Raw genomic sequence first — 24,292 nt, forward strand, 5'->3', positions numbered from 1 at the left:
ATCATAGTTATGATTTTTTCAGTTATAAAAAAAGACCCGAAGATAGGTGTTATACCTAACCTTCGGGCCTTTTCTTATATATTTACACGATTAGTCTACCAACCCATGGCTCTTGAATACCTTGTGGATTGTCTCCAAAGCGTAATCTAGTTGCTCTTTCGTGTGGGTAGCCATAAGGGAGAAGCGGATCAGTGTATCCTCGGAAGCAACTGCGGGAGCTACTACCGGGTTTACGAAGATTCCGGCCTCAAATAATTCTTTTACGATAAGGAATGTCAAGTCGTTGTCACGGATAAACAACGGGATGATCGGGGTAGAAGTATGTCCGATCTCACAACCCATGTTACGGAAACCATCCAATGCGTAATGAGTCAAATCCCATAAATGTTGGATACGTTCCGGTTCGCTTAACATAATATCTAATGCCGCGTTCGCTGCGGCAGTAGCGGCAGGCGTATTGCTTGCGCTAAAGATATAGGAACGGGAGTGGTGACGTAAGTAATTGATAACCGGTTCGTCTGATGCGATAAAACCACCGATAGAAGCGAAAGACTTACTGAAAGTTCCCATGATCAAATCAACATCGTTCGTAACGCCGAAGTGATTACAAGTACCGCGGCCATGATCACCGAATACACCGATACCATGAGCCTCGTCAACCATTACACTTGCGTTATATTTCTTTGCGAGAGCTACGATTTCCGGTAATTTAGCGACATCACCTTCCATGCTGAAGACACCGTCGATAACGATAAGTTTCACCTTGTCTGGCTCGCATTTCTGGAGTTGTTTCTCCAAGGAGTCCATATCGTTATGCTTGAATTTCAATTTCGTGGAGAAAGAAAGACGATGTCCTTCGATAATGGATGCATGATCCAACTCATCCCAAAGGATATAGTCCTCACGTCCGGTGATACAGGATACAACACCTAGATTAACTTGGAAACCTGTAGAGTATACGATGGCGTCTTCTTTACCAACAAATTCTGCTAAACGTTTTTCCAACTGGAGGTGTAAGTCCAACGTTCCGTTTAAGAAACGTGAGCCGGCACAACCTGTACCATACTTTTTAATGGCCTCGATCGCTGCTTCTTTTACTTTAGGATGATTGGTTAATCCTAAGTACGCATTAGAACCAAACATCAAGACTTTCTTCCCGCTGATTAGAACTTCCGTGTCCTGATCGCTCTGGATTTCCCTGAAGTAAGGATAGATTCCCATTGCCATGGCTCTTTGAGGAGCGTCGTACTTTGCTAGTTTCTCTTGTAAAAGTTTCATATTATTATAAAAGAGAATGATTTATCTCGCTATTTATTTATTCTAATAAAGAACACAGGTTCGCCGCGTACATAATCCCATGTTTCGGCAAATCCAGCCGCAAAAGTAGTAAAAAAATAACTTATAGTAGTCGAAATGCTTTAAAAGTTTTATAAAAGCATTATTTTTGTCCTCTCAAATAAAAAAGAAGAAGTGAGGATGAGCGAACGGGATATAAAAGTACAAGCTATCATAAACCCTATATCAGGTGTAGGGTCGAAGCGCAAGATACCTAAGATGATCGAAGGGATCTGCTCGAAAAAGAACTGTTCGTTAAACATTTCTTTTACAGAGTATGCAGGCCATGCCAGCGAGTTGACTCGGCAAGCCATAGAGGAAGGAGCTGAATATATTTTGGCGGTAGGCGGTGACGGGACGGTGAATGAGATAGCGAGAGCTATGATCCATTCGAACGCGATCTTAGGTATCATCCCGAAAGGTTCGGGCAATGGCTTAGCTAGAGAATTGCACATACCGATGGACGTGAAAAGGGCTATCGATCTGATCGCGAAAGGGCATGTTACGACGATAGATTGCTGCCGGGCGAACGGACAGGTCTTTTTCTGTACCTGTGGAGTCGGTTTTGATGCCGCCGTCAGCCAGAAATTCGCAAATGAGAAACGGCGCGGGTCTCTTACTTATATAAAGAATACGATAGAGGAGTATCTGAGCTATAAGCCTGAGCCTTATGAATTGGTGGTAGATAATCAGACGATCAAGGAGAAGGCGTTTCTAGTCGCTTGCGCGAATGCTTCGCAATATGGTAATAACGCGTTTATCGCTCCGCACGCGAATATACAGGACGGACGGATGGACGTTACGATCTTATCCCCTTTTATGCCATTGGATATCGCTCCTTTGGCCATCCAATTGTTTACCAAACAGATTGATCGGAATAGTAAGATTAAGACGATGAAAGCCCAGCAAGTCACGATTATTCGCCAACATCCGGGCGTGATGCACTTGGATGGAGAACCGATCATGGCAGATCGCCGTATCGATATTACGGTGGAACCAAAAGCCTTACATGTGCTGACTCCGGAGGTTGTGTCTTTCACCAAGGAGGTACATAATTTATTTGACGAGGTAACTCGCTTCTTCGATAAAAAGCTTCCTTACATTTTCAAGTAAAAGTCTTTAGCTATAGCGGTGAATTCTTCGCTATATCGATGCCGCTCAATTTCTAGGGTCAGATGAGACGACTTGGGCTTTGCTACCGGCGTCGCTGAGAGTTCTATTAATAAACGCTTAGGAGGGGCGTCCGGTATGGGGGAAACGTGGGCTTCTCTCGATGGAGACAAAGACTCTTCTCGAGCGAGGTCTATTAAAGACTCCCGTTGATCGAAGGGAAGCACCAAGGCGATATTTCCTTCGGCTGCCAACAGTTTGCGGCTATCACGCAATAAATCCGGGAGTGATAGAGTATCCGTATGCCGGGCTAGATTACGTTTAGTATCCGGGCATTTCAATGAATCAATAAAATAGGGTGGGTTGGATACGATCAAGTCATATTTGATATTCTCATCCGGCATATATTCGGAGAGCGAGGTTTGATAGACTTGTATCCGGTTGGCGAAAGGCGATTTCGCGATGTTTTCCCGAGCTTGTAAACATGCGTCTGAATCTATATCGATAGCGTCTAGGATCGCGGTGCTACGCTGCGCCAGCATGAGGGCGATCAATCCCGTTCCGGTTCCCACATCCAAAATCCTCTGACATCTCTCTATGCTAGCCCACGCCCCAAGCAAAACGCCATCCGTTCCGACTTTCATGGCACATTTATCGTGCCATACCGTAAATTTCTTGAATTGAAAATAAGGATTTGCCATATCTCTATCGATTGTATGCCGCGAAATTAGTAAGAATTGAATGAAAAGCTGTAACTTTGGCACGTTTATTGTATTAACATATACAATGATGAATGTATATATGAAAGAAAAGACGAGAGTATTTTGCCAGAATTCGTTTGATGACTTGGATGACAATATTGGTATCGTAATGCCAATTCTTACAGAATGCGATGTAGATGAGGATTTCACAGAAGGAATAGAGAAAGTTGGAGACACTATACCCATTCTTCCGTTAAGGAATATGGTACTCTTTCCGGGTGTTGCCATGCCGGTGATTATCGGGCGTCCTAAATCGATGCGCCTGATCAAAGAGGCTGTACATAAAAAGAGTTTGATCGGTGTTGTTTGCCAGAAAGAGATGGATACGGAAGATCCGGTTTTAGGGGATTTATATACTACCGGGGTAATCGCTGACATCGTTCGTGTCTTAGAGATGCCAGATGGTAGCACTACTGTTATTCTTCAAGGTAAGAAACGCTTTGAATTGAATGAGTTGACCGAGACAGATCCGTATCTTTCCGGTAAGATCACCGTGTTGGAGGACACGAAGCCGGACAAGACAGACCGCGAGTTCGAGGCTTTGATCTCAACGATCAAGGATTTGACCATCAAGATGCTTGGGGCCGTGGCTGAACCTCCCCGGGATTTGATCTTCTCGATCAAGAATAATAAGAATGTCTTGTATGTGGTCAATTTCTCTTGTAGCAATATACCGAGTGGATCGGCCGAGAAACAGCAATTGTTATTGATCGGGGACTTAAAAGAGCGTGCGTATCGGTTACTTTTTATCTTGAACCGCGAGTATCAGCTGGTGGAGTTGAAAGCTTCCATCCAGATGAAGACACATGAGGATATCAATCAACAACAAAAAGAATATTTCCTTCAACAGCAAATCAAGACGATTCAAGAGGAATTGGGCGGGAATATCAATGAGTTGGAGATAAAAGAATTACGGGAGAAAGCCAGTCGTAAGAAATGGCCTGCCGAGGTAGCGCAGGTCTTTGAGAAGGAATTGCGAAAATTGGAACGATTGCATCCGCAATCTCCGGATTATTCCGTACAGACGCAATATGTCCAGAATATTGTTAACTTGCCGTGGAACGAGTATAGTAAGGACAATTTCAACTTATCTCATGCCCAGAAGGTCTTAGATCGTGATCATTATGGTTTGGAGAAGGTGAAAGAGCGTATTATCGAGCATCTGGCCGTATTGAAACTGAAAGGGGATATGAAATCTCCGATCATTTGTTTGTACGGTCCTCCGGGAGTCGGCAAGACTTCATTGGGGCGTTCCATCGCAGAGGCTTTGCGCCGCAAATATGTACGTGTTTCTTTAGGTGGATTGCACGATGAGGCCGAGATCCGCGGACATCGTCGTACCTATATCGGCGCTATGTGCGGACGTATCATCCAGAATATACAGAAGGCGGGAACATCGAACCCTGTCTTTATCTTAGATGAGATCGATAAGATCACGAATGATTTCAAGGGGGATCCGGCATCCGCTTTATTGGAGGTCTTGGACCCGGAGCAGAATAACGCGTTTCACGATAATTATCTGGATATCGATTACGATTTAAGCAAGGTGATGTTTATCGCTACCGCTAATAATTTGAATACGATTTCCCAGCCATTGCTGGATCGTATGGAACTGATCGAGGTGAGCGGTTATATCATGGAGGAGAAGGTAGAGATCGCAGCGAAGCATCTCGTGCCTAAGCAGATGGATGTACACGGCTTGAAGAAAGGTTCCGTGAAATTCCCCAAGAAAACCTTACAAGTGATCGTTGAAGCCTATACACGCGAGAGCGGTGTCCGGGAATTGGATAAGAAAATCGCCAAAATCATGCGTAAGCTAGCCCGTAAGGTCGCTAGCGATGAGCCTATCCCGACTAGTATTAAGCCGGAGGATTTGTATGAATATCTAGGGGCGGTCGAATATTCCCGCGATAAATATCAAGGGAATGACTATGCCGGCGTGGTTACGGGATTAGCTTGGACGGCTGTTGGTGGTGAGATTCTTTTCGTGGAGTCGAGCTTAAGTAAAGGTAAGGGGTCAAAGCTTACTTTGACCGGGAATCTGGGAGATGTGATGAAAGAGTCTGCCATGTTGGCACTTGAGTATATCCATGCGCATGCGGCTCAGTTTAATATCAACGAGGAGTTGTTCGAGAACTGGAATGTGCATGTCCACGTACCGGAGGGGGCGATCCCGAAAGACGGACCGAGTGCCGGAATAACGATGGTGACTTCTCTTGTCTCCGCCTTTACTCAGCGTAAGGTGAAAAAGAACTTGGCTATGACCGGCGAGATTACGTTGCGTGGCAAAGTGCTTCCCGTAGGTGGTATCAAGGAGAAGATCTTGGCGGCTAAACGTGCAGGGATTAAGGAATTGATTCTTTGCAAGGAGAATGAGAAGGATATCAATGAGATTAAACCGGAGTATTTGAAAGGCTTGGTGTTCCATTATGTGAGTGATATTCAACAGGTGGTGGATCTGGCGTTGCTGAGAGAAAAGGTGGATAATCCATTGTTTTAATAACGACTTTTTATGCATATATTGGTGTGGGCTTATACGTATATATGTGTAGGCCCATATTAATATCGGCGTAAGCCTATACGTATATACGTGTGGGCCTATGCCGATATAGGTGTTTTTAAAGGAAGAGTATGCCTTTATTTAGAGCATTTCTGTAGGAATTCCAAGCTGTTGCGTATCTCTTGGATATCGGATTTGAAATCATCGTACTCAATGGAGATAAGTCCGTTGAAATGCTGACGCTTCAGCTCGTTGACGAACGCTTTTACCGGTAAGATCCCGGTTCCCCATGTAGCGTCTTCCATCTTGTCGGTGAGGTCTTTCAAATGTGCCACCTTGATGCGTCCGGATAACTTCTGGAGATTTTTGAGCGGATCTTCACCCACCCGTTTCCAATGGCCGATATCGGCGCATACTCCCATCAAGGAAGAACGGCCTTTCAGCGCTTTCTCTACCACCTCGGCACTTGCGTAAATGCATGGACTCGGATGGTTATGGATCGCTACCTCCATATCGTACTTCTTGGCGAGGGATTCGATGTAGTCTAACTGGTTTAACTCCGGTTCGACAGTCACGATATGCGCGCCTATTTTATGAGCGAACGCGAAGAACTTATCCCATTCCTCGTTAGTCCCATAAGAGGCTACACCAAAGGCGATCGGCTTGATTCCCCTTTTCTTGAACTCATGGCGTAATAAAGCGCAGTCGTCATCGCTCAAGTCGTAATTTAAATACGTCTCTTTTGGGAACGGAGCGCCCAATTCTTGGAAAAAGAAAGCCTCCGCATACCCCATGCCCAGTTGTTGGGTCTTATCCAAGGTCTCCATCAACGTAAGATTGTGGAAAGTCCAAGTCTGTATACCCACCTTCCAGTCCGCTTTTTGCGCCGCCAGCTGTACGGCCTGCCCAAGGAGCATGACCGTACATAGTGCTAATATAATATATCGTTTCATACTTATACCGGCATTTCCGGAAGGCTCCAGCCTTCACGATAGGTATGTTTGATATATTCGTTGGCAGCCTCTAGCGCATTGAACTCTGCGTATTTCGTATCGAAATAGGGGTGACCGTCTATCACCTTGAAATCATCGCTGGTTACGATTTTCAATACGTCGGAAGAGGATATGTTGGTGAAACGCATGTTTTGGGCGTCCCACATCAATTTCTTGTTCAAGCCTTGCAGACGGATCGCCAATACGCCTAATAACACCATCTCGTTGAATGGTCCGGAATAAGCGAAGTTGGAAGTTCCTTCCACACGGTTCTCAGGAGATTCTTTACAAGCACGAATCCAGTCTTGCTCATGGAAACCGTCAAAGTATCCGGTAGCGTTCGGGATACGGCGCAAATAGGGGGTTACTTGAGGTACACGGCCGGATAATAACCGGGAGTTGAAACCTCCGCAATCGCAGATCAACGTGTCTTTAGTACCTACGAAGATACATCCACCCAAACCGTCACGCATCATATCTACACCATCCGGTAATAAGTCCGGACGCTGAGGAAGCATACCGCCATCGTACCAATATACTTTCACCTCCGGTAAGGCTACCTTTGGAAGATTGTCACGAGCCGGGAAGCGGAATTCTACCACCTCCGATTGAGGAGCGGATTCCGTATTGATCTGGGTAGAACGGCCTTGTACACGATCCGGATAACCTAACTTCAAGGATTGGTAAACCGGGTCGAGTACGTGGCAAGCCATATCTCCGAAAGCTCCGGTTCCGAAATCCCACCATCCACGCCAGTTCCAAGGGGTGTAGATCTCATGGAACGGACGCATGGCGGCCGGGCCGATAAATAAGTCCCAATTCATCGTCTTCGGACAACGTTGTTTTTCGGTTGGGCGCTGTAATCCTTGCGGCCAGATCGGACGGTTGGTCCATGCGTGTACTTCTTTTACTTCACCGATCTCTCCGTTCCAGATCCATTCGCATAATTGACGGACACCATCGCCGGAGTTCCCTTGGTTACCCATCTGGGTCGCTACCTTATATTTAGCGGCGAGTTTTGTCAATAAACGGCTCTCGTAAACAGAGTGGGTAAGCGGCTTTTGGCAATATACGTGTTTACCCATTGTCAAGGCCGTGGCCGCGATCGTGGCATGAGTATGGTCCGGAGTAGCTACCATGACACCGTCGATCTGGTCGCCCAACTCATCGAACATCTTCCGCCAGTCCCAATAACGTTTAGCGTCCGGGAATTCCTCGAAGCAGTTCTTCGCGTATTTCCAGTCGATATCGCAAAGCCCGATGATGTTCTCGGTTTTCATGCCGACCAAGTTCGGGTGGCCTTTACCACCGATACCGATACCGACAATATTCATTGTATCACTTGGTGCCTTATGGCCTAATCCAGCGATCGTTTTAGAGGGAACGATTGTTAGACCAGCTGCCGCTACGGCTGCTTTTTTCAGAAAATCTCTTCTTGATTCCATGTTGTATAATTTGTTTTTTTAGTAGTTACTGTTAGAAATTGAAACAGGAGGTTATGAAGGGTAAGGGGAGACTACCACGTCCGAGGTGGCCTCGCTTTCGCCTGTGATAAATGAGTCTGTTACCTTACATCCGGAATATAGTACGAAATCCAGACGGTCTAGTATTTCTTGTTCGCTAGGAACGGGAGTCCATGTATAGCCGGGTGTGGAGACCTCGTCCGGATGGATTGTCCGGTAGGAGTCGTTCATCCCGATCTCAGAGAAAGCCTTGGTTGCCGGCCACTCCACCTTGATCTTGTGGATACCGGCATCGGCGGCCCGTTGTGTCCAGTCCAAGAAAGAAGGCTCATTAAAATCTCCTGTTAAAAAGACAGGATAACCTTCTTTCATGACTTGCTGTATATCCTTTTGATAACGAGTTACTTCTTCACGCCGGGCCTCGTTGGCGAACCAGACAGCTTCCTCCTCGGTATCGATAAACGGATAATCGCCATAAGGAATCCCATTCAATTGATAAGGCTGATACGGGATATAATATAGATGGCAATTAAACATCCAGCAGAATTTGTCTTTGCCTACCTGTATCTTCACCCCGTAGCGGGAAGCCGTACTGTCGACGACCGGATAACGAGATAAGATATAATGTCCCTCCCCTTGGTTGAAAAGGTGGAAACCTAGGGATTCCGCGATTTCCGGCACATGATCGTGCTTGATGCCGTCTTCTTCATAGATATGCCCTTCTTGGATTCCTACGATATCCGTCTGGCTAGCCTCGATCACTTTCGCTGTCTGGCTAGGGGGAAGCTTTCCCCCTAGGGTATTCAACCAAATATTGAAACTACTGACTTTTACCGTTGCCGGCTTGTCGCTACATGCGCTCAATGCACAACAAAGTATGGCTACGCAGCATAAAATTTCACTTATCTTCCTCATGTTTCTCTGGTATTTACAGGAACAAATATATTAAATGTCCCGTTCTTTTCACTACTAAGACTTCTTAATTTATTTTACCATCGGCCAAGGAAACTTCGATACAAGTTGGATGCGTTGACCTGTAGCTTGTGATTTTCGGGCGGCCTCGATAATCTCTAATACGTGTAACGCATGCTCGACATTTATACGTGGTTCCGTGTTTAATGCCATGTGTTTGCTGATATCGGAAGCACCTTCTTGCCAAACATAGCCATTGGTGTCCGGAACGAAACGCTGGGGTACCGGATGATCCATCGTCGATAAGTCCACCCCGTTCGGTGCCCAGTCGTAACCTACCATATGCATATTGCCGTGTGAACCGTATAAGGAGATCGTCGCTTTCTCCTGTCCTTTACCTAAATGTCCGTATGGATCGAAATAGTTGAAACCACACTCGATATGAGAAAGGACTCCCTTTTCGTGTTCCATGATAATCATGGCATTATCTTCTTCTCGAACTTTGATTTTGCCCTTATCGTCTACGGTTCTCTCCGGGGTTACGATTGTAGTCATGGCAACAACGGATTTAGCCGGTCCCAATAATCCGGTTAGGGTAGCGATGTTATAGACTCCTAAGTCGGGCATACTGCCACCTAGCGGTTCGTAGAAGAAAGCGGACCAAGAAGGGCCTTCATGTCCGTAATGTCCGTGCGCACATGCCAGATTACCTAGGGTTCCTTTATTGATTTGTTCGGCCATAAAGGCAAATTGAGGACTGTTTACAACAGCGGGCGCACCCCAGATACGAAGTCCCTTGCTCGTAGCGAGATCGTATAATTCTTTGCCTTCCTTATAGGAATTCGCCAAAGGTTTCTCGCTCCAGACATTTCTTCCCGCCATCAAAGCCTTACGGTTCAACTCTCCGTGAACCTGCATATCGGTCAATGTAAGCATCAAGTCGAACTTGGAACCACTAAGCATATCATCGATATACTTGTACCATTTAGGTATATTATATTGCTTGGCCGCCTTTTGAGCACGATCCGGTTTGATATCGCAACAAGCTACGATTTCTACATACGGGCACTTCGATATATGGGGAAAATATTGGGTAGATACACTTCCGCAACCGATAACGGCTACTTTCACCTTTTTACCTTCCGATTCGAATTTCTCCGCATAGGCGGAAAGGGGTGATAGTAGTGACGCGAGACTTGCCGCGGCCGATACTTTAAAGAATTCTTTTCTATTCATGGCATTGATTTCTTAATACAATTAGTCTAAATCCTTAATCTTCACATTCTTGAAATATACTTTACTTCCATGGTCCTGAAAACAAAGTTTACCGGTGGTAGAGATACCGTAATCGGGGAAAGCTTCCCATTTACCGCTATAACGACGCATCTTCCAATCTTCGGACCCTTCTTGGAAAGAGAAAAGTTTTTCTCCGTTCAGCCAGTGCTCAACATATCCATCCTTGTAAAGTACCATAGAGGAGTTCCATTCTCCCGGAGGGTTCACCTGTTTGGTTTCCGGTACATACATAGCGTAGTTGCAACCCGTTTTCTGCCAGTCTTCCAATCCCTCTTTTCCGGTCTCGCTGACCCAAGGATAGTTATCGTCATCGATCAACTGGTATTCCGGGCCGGTTTCAAAAGGAGCTTTGTACTTAGGCCCTTCTTGTACGTGATATAAGAATCCTGAGTTTCCTTGTGCCCCGATTTTCCAATCCCATTTGATCTGGAAGTTATGGTAATTCTTAACGGTAACGATATCGGTACTTACCTTGATCGTGGTATCCGCTATCACGTCACCACCGTTTCCGTAGCCGACGATCACCCCGTCTTCTACCTGCCATCCCTTGACATCACCCCCGTTGAACATTTTCCAACCGGTAAAATCCTTGCCATTGAATAACAAGGTGTAGCCTTCCGCTTTTTCCTCCTCAGTCAATACATTATCTTTTACTTCCGTGGATGAGGAACGACTTCCACATGCAACCATACACATCCCGTAAATGGTTACTAGAAAAATAGATACGATCTTTTTCATATATTAGAATATTTAGTTTAATTATCTCCTTATGATAACGCCATTTGATATGGTTTATTTGTTCATTGGCAAAAATACTGTACATAAAGGATTTGGATAATAGAGTATCTAGCTAAAAAAAATGGATTATCTTTGCGTTATTCAGTAACCATCTAAAAGTTCTGGTTTATGGCGAAAATAAAGCATGGTTTTTCCGGTCAGCGGTTGATTGTCTATCCTTTCTACGTTATAGAACAAGCGTTGAACAACCCGTTAGTCGCGGACTTGGTCGTACACTCTATGGGGTATTTTCCGAAGGCGGAAAGCCATTATATTGATCGTGCGTCCGGTTGTGGAGAGTACCTTTTAATTTATTGCACCAAAGGAGAGGGCTGGTACGTGTTGGATGGAAAACGATATGTCGTACCCGAGAATCATTTTTTCATCCTCCCGGCAGAGAAGCCCCATCAATATGGTTCGAGCGAGCATGATCCTTGGTATATTTATTGGGCACATTTTAAAGGGAAAAAGGCGAAGTATATCAGCGATCAACTGCAAGGGGTGATCCCGATCGACATGGATGATAATTCCCGTATCGGCGATCGTATCGCCTTCTTCGATGAACTATTGAATGTGTTGGAGAGTGGGACGGATGAGGCTACGGTTAATTACGTCAATTTAAGTTTCAATCATTTGATCGCCTCTTTCCTCTATGTGAAGACGTATAGGGAGGCTAAATTCTCCAAAAGCAAGGCGGAGAATACGTTCTTTATTAGTTTGGCGACCCACTTCATGACGGAGAATCTGGAGAATAAATTGACATTAAAGGAATTGGCCTCTCATTTCGGCTATTCGGAATCTTATATGTACAGGCTTTTCTTCAAGGAAACCGGTTATGCTCCGATGAATTATTTCTTGCATATGAAAATAGACCGGGCTTGCCAGCTATTATTACATACGAATATGAAGATCAATCAAGTCGCCTTGAAACTGGGCTTTGACGATCCCTACTATTTCAGCCGTATCTTTAAGAAGATAGTAGGTACATCGCCCAAGGATTACCGGCACTCGTTGCCGAAGTGAGATATTTACGATGAACCTAAACGGGAATTTAGGGCTGCCCTAAACGAGGGCTTAGGGATACCCTAAACGGGAGCTTAGGGCTGGCGGTATTTATTCCGGTCGGCTTCCGTTATTTCCCGGATTACACGGCAGGGATTGCCGGCGGCTATGACATTGGCCGGAATATCTTTGGTTACGACGCTTCCTCCGGCGATTACCGTGTTATCGCCAATGGTCACCCCCGGAAGGATACAGGCTTGCGCACCGATCCATACGTTATCGCCGATAGTCACGGGAAAAGCGTATTCCAGACCTTCATTACGTTGCTTTACGTCAAAAGGGTGGCCGGCGGTATAGATGCCTACGTTCGGGGCGATGAACGCGTTATTGCCGATACGAACTTTCGCTCCATCCAAGATAACGAGATTCACGTTGGCGAAGAAATTATCCCCAATCTCGATATTATAGCCATAATCGCATTGGAAAGGGGATAGGATAACGGTGTTCTTCCCTTTCTTGCCTAGAAAAGAGGTTAGGATCCGATCTTTTTCTTCCTCTTGGTCGGGGGGCAATTGGTTGTATTTGAAAAGGACGCATTTCGCTCTTTTCATCTCATCTTGAAGCTCACTATCATGATTCGCATTGTATAATAGACCTTCCGCCGCTTTTTCTTTTTCTGTTTTCATATGTCTCTTACTAAGATTTATAAAACGATGATTTGCGCGAAGATACTATTTTATTGGGAGGAGTTTATCCTCCGATTCGTATTTCCAAACCCATTTTTTCCCCCATCTCCTTAAAGGGGAACAGCTCTTCTTTGGCTAGCATTTGCTCGCAGGGATAAGGATAGGTGAGACCTAATTGCTCGTATTTATCTTTTCCCAATGTATGGTAGGGAAGCAGGTGTACGCATTTGATACGATTTTCTTTCGCCAGCATGAATATTTCCCGAAGCGTATTCTCATTGAAATTGAAACCGGGGATTACCGGTACACGGATCGTTACTTTATTAGCGCTCTTACTGGATATATACCGTAAATTCGTGAGGATCGTATCCAAGTTCGCTCCGGTTTCTTTCTGAAGTAAATCCTTGTCCGTATGTTTGATATCGAACAAGAACAAATCGATAAGCGGAAGCGCTTGCTTTATCTTATCAAGATTCACTTGCCCGCAAGTCTCCACGGAGGTATGCAGTTTCTCGTTCTTGCATTGGATCAGCAAATCCATCAATCCCTCGAATTGCGTGAAAGCTTCGCCACCGGAAAACGTAACCCCTCCACCGGAATTCAGGTAATAATCCCGGTCACGTAAAAGGATTTCCATGATCTCGGATGAGGTAATAGATTCACCGACAAACTTAATGGCGTTCTGCGGGCATATACGCTCGCAAGCCTTGCAGGCTACACAGGCCTGACGATTAAACACCGGAAAATGGTCTTGGATGGCGATATTGCCCCGTGGACAAATCGCCTCGCAACGTCCGCATCCGATACATTTATTCTTGACATGGAGCAGATGCGGTTTCCTTTTCTGGGATTCCGGATTGGAGCACCATGGACAATGTAAAGGACACCCTTGAAGGAAAACGACGGTCCGGATGCCCGGGCCGTCGTGAACGGCGAACCGTTCGATCTCCATGATTGATAACCTATTCTCGCTAACCTTATATTTATTTATCATACAATACCCTGCTTAAAAGTTCCTGTTGAATATTGGGAGATAAATCGACGAATACCGCGGAGAACCCGCTTACCCGGACGATTAGGTCCGGGTAATTTTCCGGGTGCTCTACCGCGTCTTCTAAAACTCCCTTATCTACTACAGTCACCATCAAGTGGCAACCCCCTTTCGCAAAATAAGTCTTGAACAGGCTCTTGATGACAGCCCTGTTCTCGTTGAACATGGAAGGAGAAAACTTAATGTTTTGTACCGAGCCTCCATGATACTTGGCGTCGAACTTCGCCAAGGAATTCAGCATGGCCGTGGGGCCGCTTTTATTCGCTCCCCCTTGCGGATTATTGGCAGGATTCATATACATGCACGATAATCGTCCGTCGGGTGAGGCGGCGGTCCGGTTTCCCCATTCCGTGTTTAATTGATTATTGCTGATAACGATCAAGAAGTATTGCATACCGATGGCGATACCGCGATTGCGTACGCCTTTCGCTACGAACTCGTACAAATCGTTGGCCATCGTATCAGCAGTCTCAAGGTCGTTACCATATTTATCACAGTTCAGGCAATCTTTTCGTAAAGCCTCATAGCCGTTGAAATTAGCTAGCATGGCATCATTCAATTGCCGTAACGTGTATTTTTTTTGATTGAATACCAGATCCCGGATTACCCACAGGGAATCGGAAGTGTTGATATTGCCATACGTCTCGTTTGTCCCGCCTAGATAACGTACGCCTCCGTCCAAAAGCGCTTTTCCCCGTGCGATGCAATCATCGGTCAATAGGCTGGTAAACAAGAAACTTACGTGCTGGTTCATCACCTCATACGAATGGTATTGGGCTTTGACAGACAGATCCAGATAATAATCGAGTAAAGCCTTGTAACCGTCATAGAATTCCTCGAATGTCTGATACTCCTCTAATTTCTTTAGAGGTACCGGCCCGGATTTACGTTTACCGTCAATCGGGTCAATACCATCATTCATATAAATCGTAAGTAGTTTTAGTAAATTGATGCAGATGTTGGGCGTACCCGTACTCTGTCCTTGTATCACGAACTCGGTACAACCGAAAGGCACGTATTGTTCCGCCGTTTTCTCGTCTACACGCATTCCGTACATGACGGCCGGGACGTTTACATCATCATTGTAAAGGGTCGGGTAAGTAGCTCCCGCACCCAAAGCGTCCAACGCTTCGTCCCAGATTTCCTCGGAGGTCTCTTTATCGAAGCGCAAGGTGAATTGCGGCTCTACATATCTGCAATTTTTCGCTACTTTCATGGCGATATGCAGGAATACGTCGGCCTCTTTCGGGTGTTTGCGTCCTTTACCGCCTACGATGATACGTCCGTTTACGGTGGTACGGCGATTCTCAATCATGGTCCAAAGCGAGTGGATATATCGGTATGCCTCTTCGTCGGTCAATCGCCCGGACTCAAGGTCGGCTACTAAATAAGGGCCTAGATAATCATCCAGACGACCGTAGTTTATAACACCGGCCAACAAGGCGAATAACCAGAATAACTGCATCGCTTCATGGAACGTACCGGGTTTCTTCTCCTTGATGTTCTCTAGGGCTTGGCAGATACGCTCTAATTCTTTTTGCCTTTTCTCGTCGGCTGAAGCCATTTGATCTCTAGCGTCTTGCTGGAGATGAGAAGCACAATCTACAAAAATATCCAGACATTGGATGCCTGCTTTGTAAAAGTTATTATCGGGTTGCTCTTTGAGTTTCTCCTGTAAATCAGAGCGAAGGCCACCGATGCCCTTATCCAATAGTTTCGGGTAATCCAGCATCATTCCAGATAGACGTGCGGTAGCGATCATCGGGTACTCGCAGTCGATGAACATACCCAATGTATCCTCGGTGAGGACCTCCTTGTTGAATTGGGTCTTTAAATCGTGATCCAACCAATAATCATATAACGCATCCACCCGTTTTCGTTCAGTTTCATCCAGTTGTAGCTGGAAGGCACGGAGTTTCTTGAATACGCAATAATGCCCGACACCCCCTAATGAGGTTACGCATCCGAACCCGATCGGTAGGAAGTCCGTACGTCCGGCGATCAAGTCTTGATTCGTGATCTTGCGAAATAGCGTGGGGTATAAAACTTTTAGGCATTCCACTTCACGTATCTCTTTAGGTAGGGCGGCACAGGCTTTATGGACTGCCGTATACCGCTCCATGATCTCCAGTTGTACGATCAGAGGTTTCTCGCAAGGTATTTTCTTGCTGATCTCTACGTTTTGCGCCCCTTCTACATTGAAATTTGCCATATGATTATTGTTATTAATATTGTGTAGAGACGGGGCATGCCCTATCTCTACAAGCAGATGATTTTTTAATGTTTGCTTCTTTCGGCTTCCCGCCAGTTATTTTGGTAACCGGTTAGTAAGTCCGTAAAACGTTTCGTGATCAAGTGCGGACGGGTGATCGCGCTGCCTACTACTACGGAGTGAGCTCCGAGGAAGATACATTTCATGGCATCTTCCGGCGAGTAGATATGCCCCTCCATAATGACATAGGCTTTATCTTTAAAGTCACGGCACATACGGGCGAATTCCCGTAAATCCGGTTGCTCGATATGCTTGGTTGCTTCCGTATATCCATATAAGGTAGGGCCAACGATATCGGCTCCCATTTCTACGGCACGTACGGCTTCCTCATAATTAGAGACATCCGCAAAAATGATAGCTTCCGGTATCTCTTTCTTGACGATTGGTAGCAATTCGTATGCAGGGCGGCCTTCATGGGTTATTTGGCTCGTACAGTCCAAGGCGATAATCTCGGCTCCGGCTTCCCATACGGCTTTAGCGGCCTCTAAGGTTGGGGTGATAAACACATCCGTGTCATCGTGCCAGATTTTCCAAAGCCCGATTACTGGTAAATCCACTTCTTTTTTAATCGCCTTGATCTGCTCTGGGTCGTTGGCACGGATACCCACGGCTCCTCCCCATTGGGCGGCTTTTGCCATTTTTACGACAAAGTCTACTGAAAAAGTCGGATCATCGTGTTGTACTTGACAGGATACGATCAGTCCTCCCTTGAATGAATCTAAAAGTTCTTTCTTATTTGTTTTCATATTTTTTTTCGTTACATCGTTTTCTCTAAAAGCGCGGCGCCGATTATTCCGGCGTCATTTCCTAATTCCGCACGGATGACTTGAGGGATACCTATTTCCTCGGCGGCGAAGGTACAAGTATGTAGTTTCTCGTTTAAAGGTTTCAACAGCAGGTCACCTGCATGTGCGATACCCCCCCCTAAGATGATTACTTGCGGACGGAAGATGGTTATGAACGTGGAGATTCCGGCGGCCAGTTTACTGATATAGTCATCGACGATCTGTTTAGCGAGGGAATCCCCTTGTTTAGCGGCCTCGAAAAGGATTTCTCCAGTGACTTTATTTTCGTCTTCGCCGCAAAGTTTCCATATCAAGGTGTCCTTATTCTCTTGTAAGGCCTCTTTCATGATGCGGATTAATGCGGTAGATGAGCAATAAGCTTCCAAACAGCCTTTTTGCCCGCATGTGCAACGTTCGCCATTGTATACCAATTTGGTATGTCCAAGCTCTGCTCCCATATTATCGGCTCCGGAATAAATCCTCTTACCCATGATAATTCCGCCTCCGACTCCCGTTCCTAGCGTTAACATGATGGCATCGGTATATTGGCTGGCCGATCCGGCCAAGACCTCTCCATAGGTCGCGCAATTGGCGTCGTTGGCTATATAAGTAGGCAATGAGATATGCTTCTTTAAATAGTCGTAGATGGGGACATTCTTCCATCCGAAACAATTGGCATGTACCAAAAGGTTCGTCTTTGGATTTACGTAACTGGGCATGCCGATGCCCCAAGAAGAGATGTCTTCCATTTGCAAGCCTACTTTGAGAACCGCTTTTTTGCTGACTTCCGCCATGTCGGTGGTGATCTCCTCGATCGTGCGTCCGGCTTGTGTCGGTATACTCTCCTTTGCGATAATCTGGTGATTCTCATCTACTACGCCAGCGACCATATTGGTACCGCCAACGTCCAGACCGAGATAATACTTGGTGCTTTCCATCTTTGCTCTTTATTTTATGAGGTCAATAGAGTGAATTATTTGTTGGCAAAGATAGAGGAGTTGTCTGCCCTAGACAATGTGAGGTTTAGCCTAAAATAATGGACTATTTTTGCATAAGTGCTCTTGTTGGTTAATGTGGCAATATAAAAAAAGGACCGGACGATGGGTATCGAACGGTCCTTTCTTTAATCTTTATGTCGTATGCTGTTATTCAGCTTCTTTTTCAGCAGCTTCCTTTTCTGCCGGAGCATCTTCCGGGGTGAAGTCAGTGATACCTGCGTTGATCAAGATGTTATACCAAGAGAGTAGTTTCTTGATGTCGCTTGGATAAACACGCTCACGATCATAGCTAGGCAATACCTCGGCAAAGTACGCACGCAATTGGTCTGTCGTGGCTTTGGAAGGTACCAAAGAGGCGGTTTTTCCCTCTTCCTTGTTCTTTACGCTAGTCAATACCTCATGCAAAGGCACTTCTGTTTCATCCGTATAGATTGCGATATCGCCTAATGAGATTACTTTATCTTTTGCGTATGCGGGTACTCTCTTGTTATCAGTCAGCGATTCAACGATCAACATGTTTTTTCCATGGGAAACCAGTTTATACAGACCGGGTTTTCCCGAAATAGACAAAATAGTCTTCAACATAATGTTTTTATTTTCTATTAGTGTTAAACTTCGAGGTGGCAAAGGTAATAAGAAAAAGTGGAATTCTTCCGTCATGAGGACAGTTAACTTCGTTGGAGAAGTATCTTAGGTGCATCGACAAAGTATCTTAGGTTCGTTGACGAAGTATCTTAGGTTCATTGGATGATGAAGGTAAGATACTGTAAAAGCCACTCGTCCCGCTATCGGTGATTATTGGGATTGAAGCCAACATAACAGTTTGCCTACTTGCGGTATAAGGGCCTGTCTGTTGTCATTATAGATAACGTAATCGGAGCGATCTTTCTTTTCCTCGTCCGACATTTGGCTGTTGATTCTGCGTTCGATTTCTTCTCTCGAGGCTGAGTCCCTCCCCAAGGCTCTTTCGATGCGGAGTTCTCTTGGGGCATAGACCATCAAGCTTATGTCTACCACTTTGTAGAAACCGGATTCGAATAATATGGCGGATTCGATGGCACATAAAGGGGAAGTCTGTCTCTCTACCCAAGCCGAGAAATGACGGTTTACCTCAGGATGAATGATCTGGTTGACCTGTTGTAATTGTTCCGGATTATTAAAGATGTGGGAGGCTAGAAGTTTCTTGTTCAATCCCTCATTCGTATAAATCTCCGGACCGAAAAGGGCTGTTAATTTCTCACGGATAACCGGGGAGTTATTTGTCAGCCATTTACTTTCCTCGTCCGCTATGTATACGGGTACACCGGATAACGCTAATAAAGAGGCTACGACGGATTTGCCGCTCCCGATCCCTCCTGTAATACCTATTTTAATCATGCTTATTGTTGTGTTCCAAAATAAATTCTACCTTATCTGGCAATAAGGTTGCCGTATGCACCCAGTCTGGTTTCTTGGTGAGTTTGACGGGTAGGGTACCAGATACGTTTTGCTCCAGATCCTCAAAAGGTATATGAATCGAGAACATATCTTCCGAAAGTCCTTTGAATCGGGACAAGGGCACACTGCAAGTCACTTTTACGACCGCCGGAAACATACGTACCGTATAATGTGGCGGTATATGACTGCAAGAGACAGGTATTTCCAATGTCTTCTCCGTGTACTCCTCTATCGGAATCGTGATGGATACACTTTCCGGATCGAAGTTAACGCCGTCTACCTTGATCAGTTGTACGGTTCTCGTAATGTTTTTATTCGCCTTTTTAACCTCGGTGAAGACCGTCTTAACCGAGGTCAGTGTATCCAAGATCGCCGCGGTGGCATAAGCGTTGATCTTTTGAGGGGTGATTCGGATATCCCCGGATAGTTGAAAGCCGGCTTCCAGATGAATATCGCCATTAAAGACGACCGGTATTTCCTTATGGACCCGCTGACTGAAATCCATATCTATTTGTTGCGGATCAAAACTTTGTAATGCCGTAGTGGCTATCAATTGTTTTTGAATATCGTTCTCGATCTGCCTTTTACTTACTTGAACCGAACCATTTTTCTCCTTCGTATTCTTCATGTTCACTTCAATCGGAGCAAACGATCTTCCAAAAGTATAGTTGAGTAAAACGCTACCCTTGTCTTTTACCTTTGCGGTAATCGTTTCCACCTCAGGGACATTAAACGCTATATCGACAGGTACGTTCTTATACTTAACCGGAAAAACAAGTTCTATCTCATATTCCTGCTGCAAGCTTTGGAGTAGCCAGAAACCGAAAGCCAAAAGGGCGAAAAAGAAAAAGACCAAGACCTCTTTCCATCTGTCTCCGTGGAAAAAAGCCTTAGTCTTTGCTTGGATAGACTTGAAGGAATTTTGTATGTTCTCAAGTCGTGACATATTCTGTAGTTAGATTATTTCTGCTGCTGAGCGTCTTCCGCTGAAGCGAAAATAGAAGTTTTATCTACACGGATACGTACTCCATCCGCTACCTCGATTAGCATATAAGTATCACCGATCTCTTTGATCTTTCCATAGATACCTCCGGCGGTAATCACTTTATCGCCTGTTTTCAACGCCTCACGTGATTTCTGGATTTCTTTTTGTTTCTTTTGTTGCGGACGGATCATGAAGAAATAGAAGATAGCTACGATAACTACCATCATCAAAATACCGGACCACTGACTTCCTCCAGCTGGAGCTTGAAGTAAAATACTGAGTAAGTTCATACTATAATAATCGTTTTACAAGTTAATATCAATAATGATATGCACAAATGTAATGATAATAATTAATCTTTGAGCAATAACTTCTCTTTTTTTAATTCGTTGACTATTGAATCCAGAATTCCGTTAATGAATGTTCCGCTTTTAGGTGTACTATAATACTTTGCGGCATCGATATATTCATTTAAGGTAACGTTGATGGGAATGGTCGGGAACGATAAAATCTCGGCTAAGGCGACTTGCATGATGATCAAGTCCATATTGGCGATACGTTCGGTTTCCCAATTCTTCATATGTTTGTCGATGCGTTCACGATATTCCTTACCTTTCAACAAACTTTGACGGAATAACTTGATTGCGAAAGCCTTGTCTTCCAAATCCTTGAACATTGGCAATAAGGCTTGTTTACTACCTTTCTTCTCCTCGAATTTCTTGATAGTCTTCAAGGCGAAAGTCTCTACGATCTCGATATCGTCGTTCCAGTAGATGCTTTTGTCTTCCAGATATTCCTCTATCATCTCGTTCCCACAGATTACTTTCTTGAAGATCTGGCGCCAGAACTCACGATCCGTCTCGTACGAGTCTTCTTCGTTTTTCAAGTATTCGGCGTAAATTTCAGAGCTTAAGATCGTATCCAATACGTTTTTAACAAACTCCTCGTCGTTACTCCATGAGAGACCTTGCTCGTCCACATACTTTTTCAACGTATCGTTTTCCGCTAATTGAGCGACAAAACGATTGTCTACGAAGCGTGTATTCGGGTTTAACTCCTCATCGGTAGGCATGTATTTGCACTTCCGGGTGTCAAGGATCCTTCTTTGCAGGTTGGTAACTTCGATAATTAGGAGTAAGAAATAATAATATAAGTCATATGACTTCTGAAGGCTGAAAAGCAATTCGTTTTCCGCAACTTTGAGGTCACCGTTTCCGTTTTGATAGTAAGAGTATACTATCTGTAAAACTTTAATGCGGATTAAAATTCTGTTGATCATCGTTTGAAGGAACTTCTTATTATAAATTAGGCTGCAAAGGTAGTCGTTTTTTCCATAAAAGAATCCGGATTTACTTAATTTTATATGTGTTAGATGATATTTTACAAATTTAGCCTCAATGGGCGTATTTTCGATCGTTAAAATAGTTGCTAATTAAAAAAAAATGCACATATTTGAAGCAAGTTCTATAAAGTGGGTGGGTTTTTAACGAATGTTAGCTGTCATGGAAGAATCAAGGAATAAAAAACATGTTGAAGGTGGCGACAGGGAGATTCTATACTCTAAAGCCATTAAAGCGGGAAAACGGATTTATTATCTGGATGTGAAGAGGAATTTGAAAGATGACCTATTCGTTGCCGTTACGGAAAGTAAGAAAATTCAATCAAAGGATGGTTTGCAAATCTCATTTGAGAAGCATAAGATTTTCCTTTATAAGGAGGACTTTGAGAAGTTCATGGAGGGAATGCAAGATGTAATCAGTTATATCAAGAACTCAAATCTGAAGAAATCCGCGGAAGACGTGGTGGAACCTGAAGAGGAGGAAACGATTCATGGCGATTCCCCAGAGGAGGATATGGCTTCCGGTGCTATAAAGTTGGATATTGAGTTTTAATGTAACACGAAGAGAAAAAGATAACGGGCTGTTTTACTCATGGAGAGAAACAGCCCGTTATGTGTTAGGAGCTTTCCGCAAAGGAAAATCCTATTCTTTGCTGCGAATTATTCAGCCGGGTGGATAGCCTCTGTAGGACATGCGTCAGCGCAAGTTCCACAATCTGTACACATTTCAGGGTTGATGCTGTATTTATCACCTTCTGAAATTGCTCCTACCGGACACTCATCAATACAAGTTCCGCATGCAATACAATCATCGCTAATTACGTAAGCCATTTTTTTAAACGTTTAAATTGATAACTATTAGTAGGTGCAAAAATATAGCTTTCTTTCTATTTAAAAAATATCTACTGGCTTATTTTCTTCAAAAATCTTCTTTTTTGCAATATCTTTGTCGGGTTTTCGTTATTAAACAAAATAGGTTGAGATTTGAGACGATTATTACTTATATTATATGTGGTAAGCTTGGCTACCATGGGAGCCATGGCTCAAAAGGAAAGGGTGAGGAATCAGCCGTACGCTGATTTGAAATGGCTTCATCTGGGGTTTCATGTGGGTATTCACTCGCAGGATTTGTTATTGACCCATACCGGTGTCATGACCAATGGAGAGACTTGGTTCGCGGAGATTCCTTCTTACTCACCCGGCTTTAGTGTCGGGGTGATCGGAGATATGTATATGAATCCTTATTTCAATTTACGCTTCACGCCTTCTATCCATTTCGGAGATAAGAAATTTAAGTTTCGGGAACAGGCTACGGGAGAGGAATTCATCACGAACGTTCGTTCCAGTTATCTGAATTTCCCCTTAGACGTTAAATATACGGCTTTACGCTTGAATAATTACCGTCCTTATTTGATCGGCGGTATCTATGGCTCCGTGGATATAGGCCGTAAGAAAGGTAATCCGATTCTATTGAAAAGCACGGACTTCGGATTTGAGTTTGGCTTGGGATGTGATATCTATCTACCCTACTTTAAGTTATGCCCAGAGTTGAAATTCTGTTTCGGATTGGTTAACCTATTGGAGAAAGATCGTCCGGACTTGGTAGATCAAGCAAATATCAAATATACGGATGCCTTATCGAAAGCTACATCCCGTATGGTGATCCTGACATTTAATTTCGAATAAATAACTCGATATAGATATAAGCGGCCGGAATAGCCATCATTACGCTATCGAAGCGATCCAGCATGCCTCCATGTCCGGGTAATACATGCCCGGAATCTTTCACGCCTAACGTACGTTTCATCAAAGATTCGATCAAGTCGCCCCAAGTCCCGAATACTACGATTGTGCCGGCTAATCCAAGCCATGTGTACCAGTTCGTGGCCGGCATGAACCAAGCGAATATTTGGGAGGTTATTAATACGAATGCCAACCCTCCGTAAAAACCTTCCCAGGACTTCTTGGGAGAGATACGTTCGAACAATCTTCTTTTTCCAAGCATAGATCCCACTAGATAAGCTCCCGTATCATTTACCCATACGAAAACGAAAATAGCCAAGGCAAAATAGGGGATATGTACGATCTCGCCCGGCGTATTAGGTACCGATGTAATAAAGTTTAGCAGAGAGAAAGAGCCTGCGCAATAGATTTGACCGAATAAGGTCAATGCCCAGTTATTGATTGGATTACTGGCTTTATCGTAAAGCTCGGTGATCATGGTATACATTAAGAATAAAAGATAGGGGAGAAATATATTGCCTCCAACCAAGCCATTGGCGTAACCGAATGTGGCGGCGAAGAGGTAGGCTCCCCCCAAGGAACTGACAAATCGTTTGATGGCGGCATTCTCATAATGTTTGACCAATCCGTAGAACTCCCATAGAGAAAGTCCGGTAATGAGTCCAAATACCGTAAGAAAATAATAGGAGTGGAAATAGATCGCACCGACTAATACCGCGACGAAAATGATGCCAGTCAATGCACGTGTAATCAGATTTTTCAAAACAATAGTGTTTTTGCTTGTTTGTAATTTTGGCTGCAAATATAACTAATAAATTGATAATACAGCAATAAGGAAGGCTGGATAG

General features: G+C 44.5%; 24 protein-coding genes. 5 read left to right on the forward strand and 19 right to left on the reverse strand.

Annotated elements, in window-relative coordinates:
• Window positions 1–90: 90 nt before the first annotated feature.
• Window positions 91–1,278 (reverse strand): serine palmitoyltransferase, encoded by a 1,188-nt coding sequence (gene spt, locus NBH07_RS10390; RefSeq protein WP_005854840.1) that lies wholly within the window; start codon window positions 1,276–1,278, stop codon window positions 91–93.
• 198 nt (window positions 1,279–1,476) lie between these two features.
• Between spt and NBH07_RS10395 the strand changes: the two genes are divergently transcribed.
• Window positions 1,477–2,448, forward strand: coding sequence for a diacylglycerol/lipid kinase family protein (locus NBH07_RS10395; protein ID WP_005854843.1), 972 nt, complete (start codon window positions 1,477–1,479; stop codon window positions 2,446–2,448).
• Here the strand turns inward: NBH07_RS10395 and NBH07_RS10400 are convergent.
• Window positions 2,433–3,146 carry a tRNA1(Val) (adenine(37)-N6)-methyltransferase gene (locus NBH07_RS10400; RefSeq protein ID WP_009018222.1) on the reverse strand — a complete coding sequence of 238 codons (714 nt, stop codon included), beginning with the start codon at window positions 3,144–3,146 and terminating at the stop codon, window positions 2,433–2,435. The genes NBH07_RS10395 and NBH07_RS10400 overlap by 16 nt on opposite strands.
• 88 nt (window positions 3,147–3,234) lie before the next feature.
• Between NBH07_RS10400 and lon the strand changes: the two genes are divergently transcribed.
• Window positions 3,235–5,706: an endopeptidase La gene (lon, locus tag NBH07_RS10405; protein WP_009018223.1), complete on the forward strand. Its 2,472-nt coding sequence runs from the start codon at window positions 3,235–3,237 to the stop codon at window positions 5,704–5,706.
• 137 nt (window positions 5,707–5,843) lie between these two features.
• Here the strand turns inward: lon and NBH07_RS10410 are convergent, their stop codons facing one another.
• The 5 genes from NBH07_RS10410 to NBH07_RS10430 form a co-directional block, all read right to left on the reverse strand.
• Entirely contained in the window at window positions 5,844–6,659 is an 816-nt protein-coding gene (locus NBH07_RS10410; RefSeq protein WP_039848843.1) for a sugar phosphate isomerase/epimerase family protein, read from the reverse strand.
• 2 nt (window positions 6,660–6,661) lie between these two features.
• Window positions 6,662–8,143, reverse strand: coding sequence for a glycoside 3-dehydrogenase (locus NBH07_RS10415; RefSeq protein WP_009018225.1), 1,482 nt, complete (start codon window positions 8,141–8,143; stop codon window positions 6,662–6,664).
• 51 nt (window positions 8,144–8,194) lie between these two features.
• Window positions 8,195–9,076 carry an endonuclease/exonuclease/phosphatase family protein gene (locus tag NBH07_RS10420; RefSeq protein WP_009018226.1) on the reverse strand — a complete coding sequence of 294 codons (882 nt, stop codon included), beginning with the start codon at window positions 9,074–9,076 and terminating at the stop codon, window positions 8,195–8,197.
• Between the two features lie 69 nt (window positions 9,077–9,145).
• Window positions 9,146–10,309 carry a Gfo/Idh/MocA family protein gene (locus tag NBH07_RS10425; RefSeq protein WP_009018227.1) on the reverse strand — a complete coding sequence of 388 codons (1,164 nt, stop codon included), beginning with the start codon at window positions 10,307–10,309 and terminating at the stop codon, window positions 9,146–9,148.
• Between the two features lie 21 nt (window positions 10,310–10,330).
• Window positions 10,331–11,107: a 3-keto-disaccharide hydrolase gene (locus NBH07_RS10430; protein ID WP_005854859.1), complete on the reverse strand. Its 777-nt coding sequence runs from the start codon at window positions 11,105–11,107 to the stop codon at window positions 10,331–10,333.
• Window positions 11,108–11,275: 168 nt separating this feature from the next.
• Between NBH07_RS10430 and NBH07_RS10435 the strand changes: the two genes are divergently transcribed.
• Complete coding sequence (locus tag NBH07_RS10435) at window positions 11,276–12,169, forward strand: AraC family transcriptional regulator (protein WP_005854860.1); 894 nt, start codon at window positions 11,276–11,278, stop codon at window positions 12,167–12,169.
• A gap of 74 nt (window positions 12,170–12,243) precedes the next feature.
• On the opposite strand, the gene NBH07_RS10440 is transcribed toward NBH07_RS10435, so the two are convergent.
• The 10 genes from NBH07_RS10440 to nusB form a co-directional block, all read right to left on the reverse strand.
• Window positions 12,244–12,834: a sugar O-acetyltransferase gene (locus NBH07_RS10440; RefSeq protein WP_005854862.1), complete on the reverse strand. Its 591-nt coding sequence runs from the start codon at window positions 12,832–12,834 to the stop codon at window positions 12,244–12,246.
• A 64-nt stretch (window positions 12,835–12,898) separates the two neighbouring features.
• A complete protein-coding gene (locus NBH07_RS10445) occupies window positions 12,899–13,828 on the reverse strand; it encodes a glycyl-radical enzyme activating protein (RefSeq protein WP_009018228.1) in 930 nt (309 codons plus the stop codon).
• On the reverse strand, window positions 13,818–16,097 hold the full coding sequence (locus NBH07_RS10450; protein ID WP_009018229.1) for a pyruvate formate lyase family protein: 2,280 nt from the start codon (window positions 16,095–16,097) through the stop codon (window positions 13,818–13,820). The genes NBH07_RS10445 and NBH07_RS10450 overlap by 11 nt, the downstream gene beginning before the upstream one ends.
• A 65-nt stretch (window positions 16,098–16,162) precedes the next feature.
• Window positions 16,163–16,903, reverse strand: a complete 741-nt coding sequence (locus NBH07_RS10455; RefSeq protein WP_005854869.1) for an N-acetylmannosamine-6-phosphate 2-epimerase — start codon at window positions 16,901–16,903, stop codon at window positions 16,163–16,165.
• An 11-nt stretch (window positions 16,904–16,914) separates the two neighbouring features.
• Window positions 16,915–17,880: an ROK family protein gene (locus NBH07_RS10460; RefSeq protein ID WP_156682420.1), complete on the reverse strand. Its 966-nt coding sequence runs from the start codon at window positions 17,878–17,880 to the stop codon at window positions 16,915–16,917.
• Window positions 17,881–18,087: 207 nt separating this feature from the next.
• Window positions 18,088–18,525, reverse strand: coding sequence for a DUF5606 family protein (locus NBH07_RS10465; protein WP_005864934.1), 438 nt, complete (start codon window positions 18,523–18,525; stop codon window positions 18,088–18,090).
• A 210-nt stretch (window positions 18,526–18,735) separates the two neighbouring features.
• A complete protein-coding gene (gene coaE, locus NBH07_RS10470; RefSeq protein ID WP_009018231.1) occupies window positions 18,736–19,317 on the reverse strand; it encodes a dephospho-CoA kinase in 582 nt (193 codons plus the stop codon).
• A complete protein-coding gene (locus NBH07_RS10475; RefSeq protein ID WP_009018232.1) occupies window positions 19,310–20,323 on the reverse strand; it encodes a YbbR-like domain-containing protein in 1,014 nt (337 codons plus the stop codon). The genes coaE and NBH07_RS10475 overlap by 8 nt, the downstream gene beginning before the upstream one ends.
• A 14-nt stretch (window positions 20,324–20,337) precedes the next feature.
• Window positions 20,338–20,652 (reverse strand): preprotein translocase subunit YajC, encoded by a 315-nt coding sequence (gene yajC / locus NBH07_RS10480; protein ID WP_005864940.1) that lies wholly within the window; start codon window positions 20,650–20,652, stop codon window positions 20,338–20,340.
• 62 nt (window positions 20,653–20,714) lie between these two features.
• A complete protein-coding gene (gene nusB, locus NBH07_RS10485; protein ID WP_005864942.1) occupies window positions 20,715–21,641 on the reverse strand; it encodes a transcription antitermination factor NusB in 927 nt (308 codons plus the stop codon).
• Between the two features lie 223 nt (window positions 21,642–21,864).
• On the opposite strand from nusB, the gene NBH07_RS10490 reads away from it, so the two are divergent.
• Window positions 21,865–22,254 carry a DUF3276 family protein gene (locus NBH07_RS10490; protein WP_005864945.1) on the forward strand — a complete coding sequence of 130 codons (390 nt, stop codon included), beginning with the start codon at window positions 21,865–21,867 and terminating at the stop codon, window positions 22,252–22,254.
• Between the two features lie 107 nt (window positions 22,255–22,361).
• Here NBH07_RS10490 and fdxA read toward each other — a convergent pair whose 3' ends face one another.
• Window positions 22,362–22,532: a 4Fe-4S ferredoxin gene (fdxA, locus tag NBH07_RS10495; RefSeq protein WP_005854886.1), complete on the reverse strand. Its 171-nt coding sequence runs from the start codon at window positions 22,530–22,532 to the stop codon at window positions 22,362–22,364.
• A 153-nt stretch (window positions 22,533–22,685) separates the two neighbouring features.
• On the opposite strand from fdxA, the gene porT reads away from it, so the two are divergent.
• Complete coding sequence (gene porT / locus NBH07_RS10500; protein ID WP_008778155.1) at window positions 22,686–23,387, forward strand: type IX secretion/gliding motility protein PorT/SprT; 702 nt, start codon at window positions 22,686–22,688, stop codon at window positions 23,385–23,387.
• Here porT and NBH07_RS10505 read toward each other — a convergent pair.
• On the reverse strand, window positions 23,374–24,207 hold the full coding sequence (locus NBH07_RS10505) for a phosphatidate cytidylyltransferase (RefSeq protein WP_005854890.1): 834 nt from the start codon (window positions 24,205–24,207) through the stop codon (window positions 23,374–23,376). The genes porT and NBH07_RS10505 overlap by 14 nt on opposite strands.
• Window positions 24,208–24,292 lie beyond the last annotated feature (85 nt).

The sequence above is a fragment of the Parabacteroides sp. B2-S-102 genome, from assembly GCF_023656665.1.
In the GTDB taxonomy this organism is placed as follows: Bacteria; Bacteroidota; Bacteroidia; order Bacteroidales; family Tannerellaceae; genus Parabacteroides; species Parabacteroides distasonis.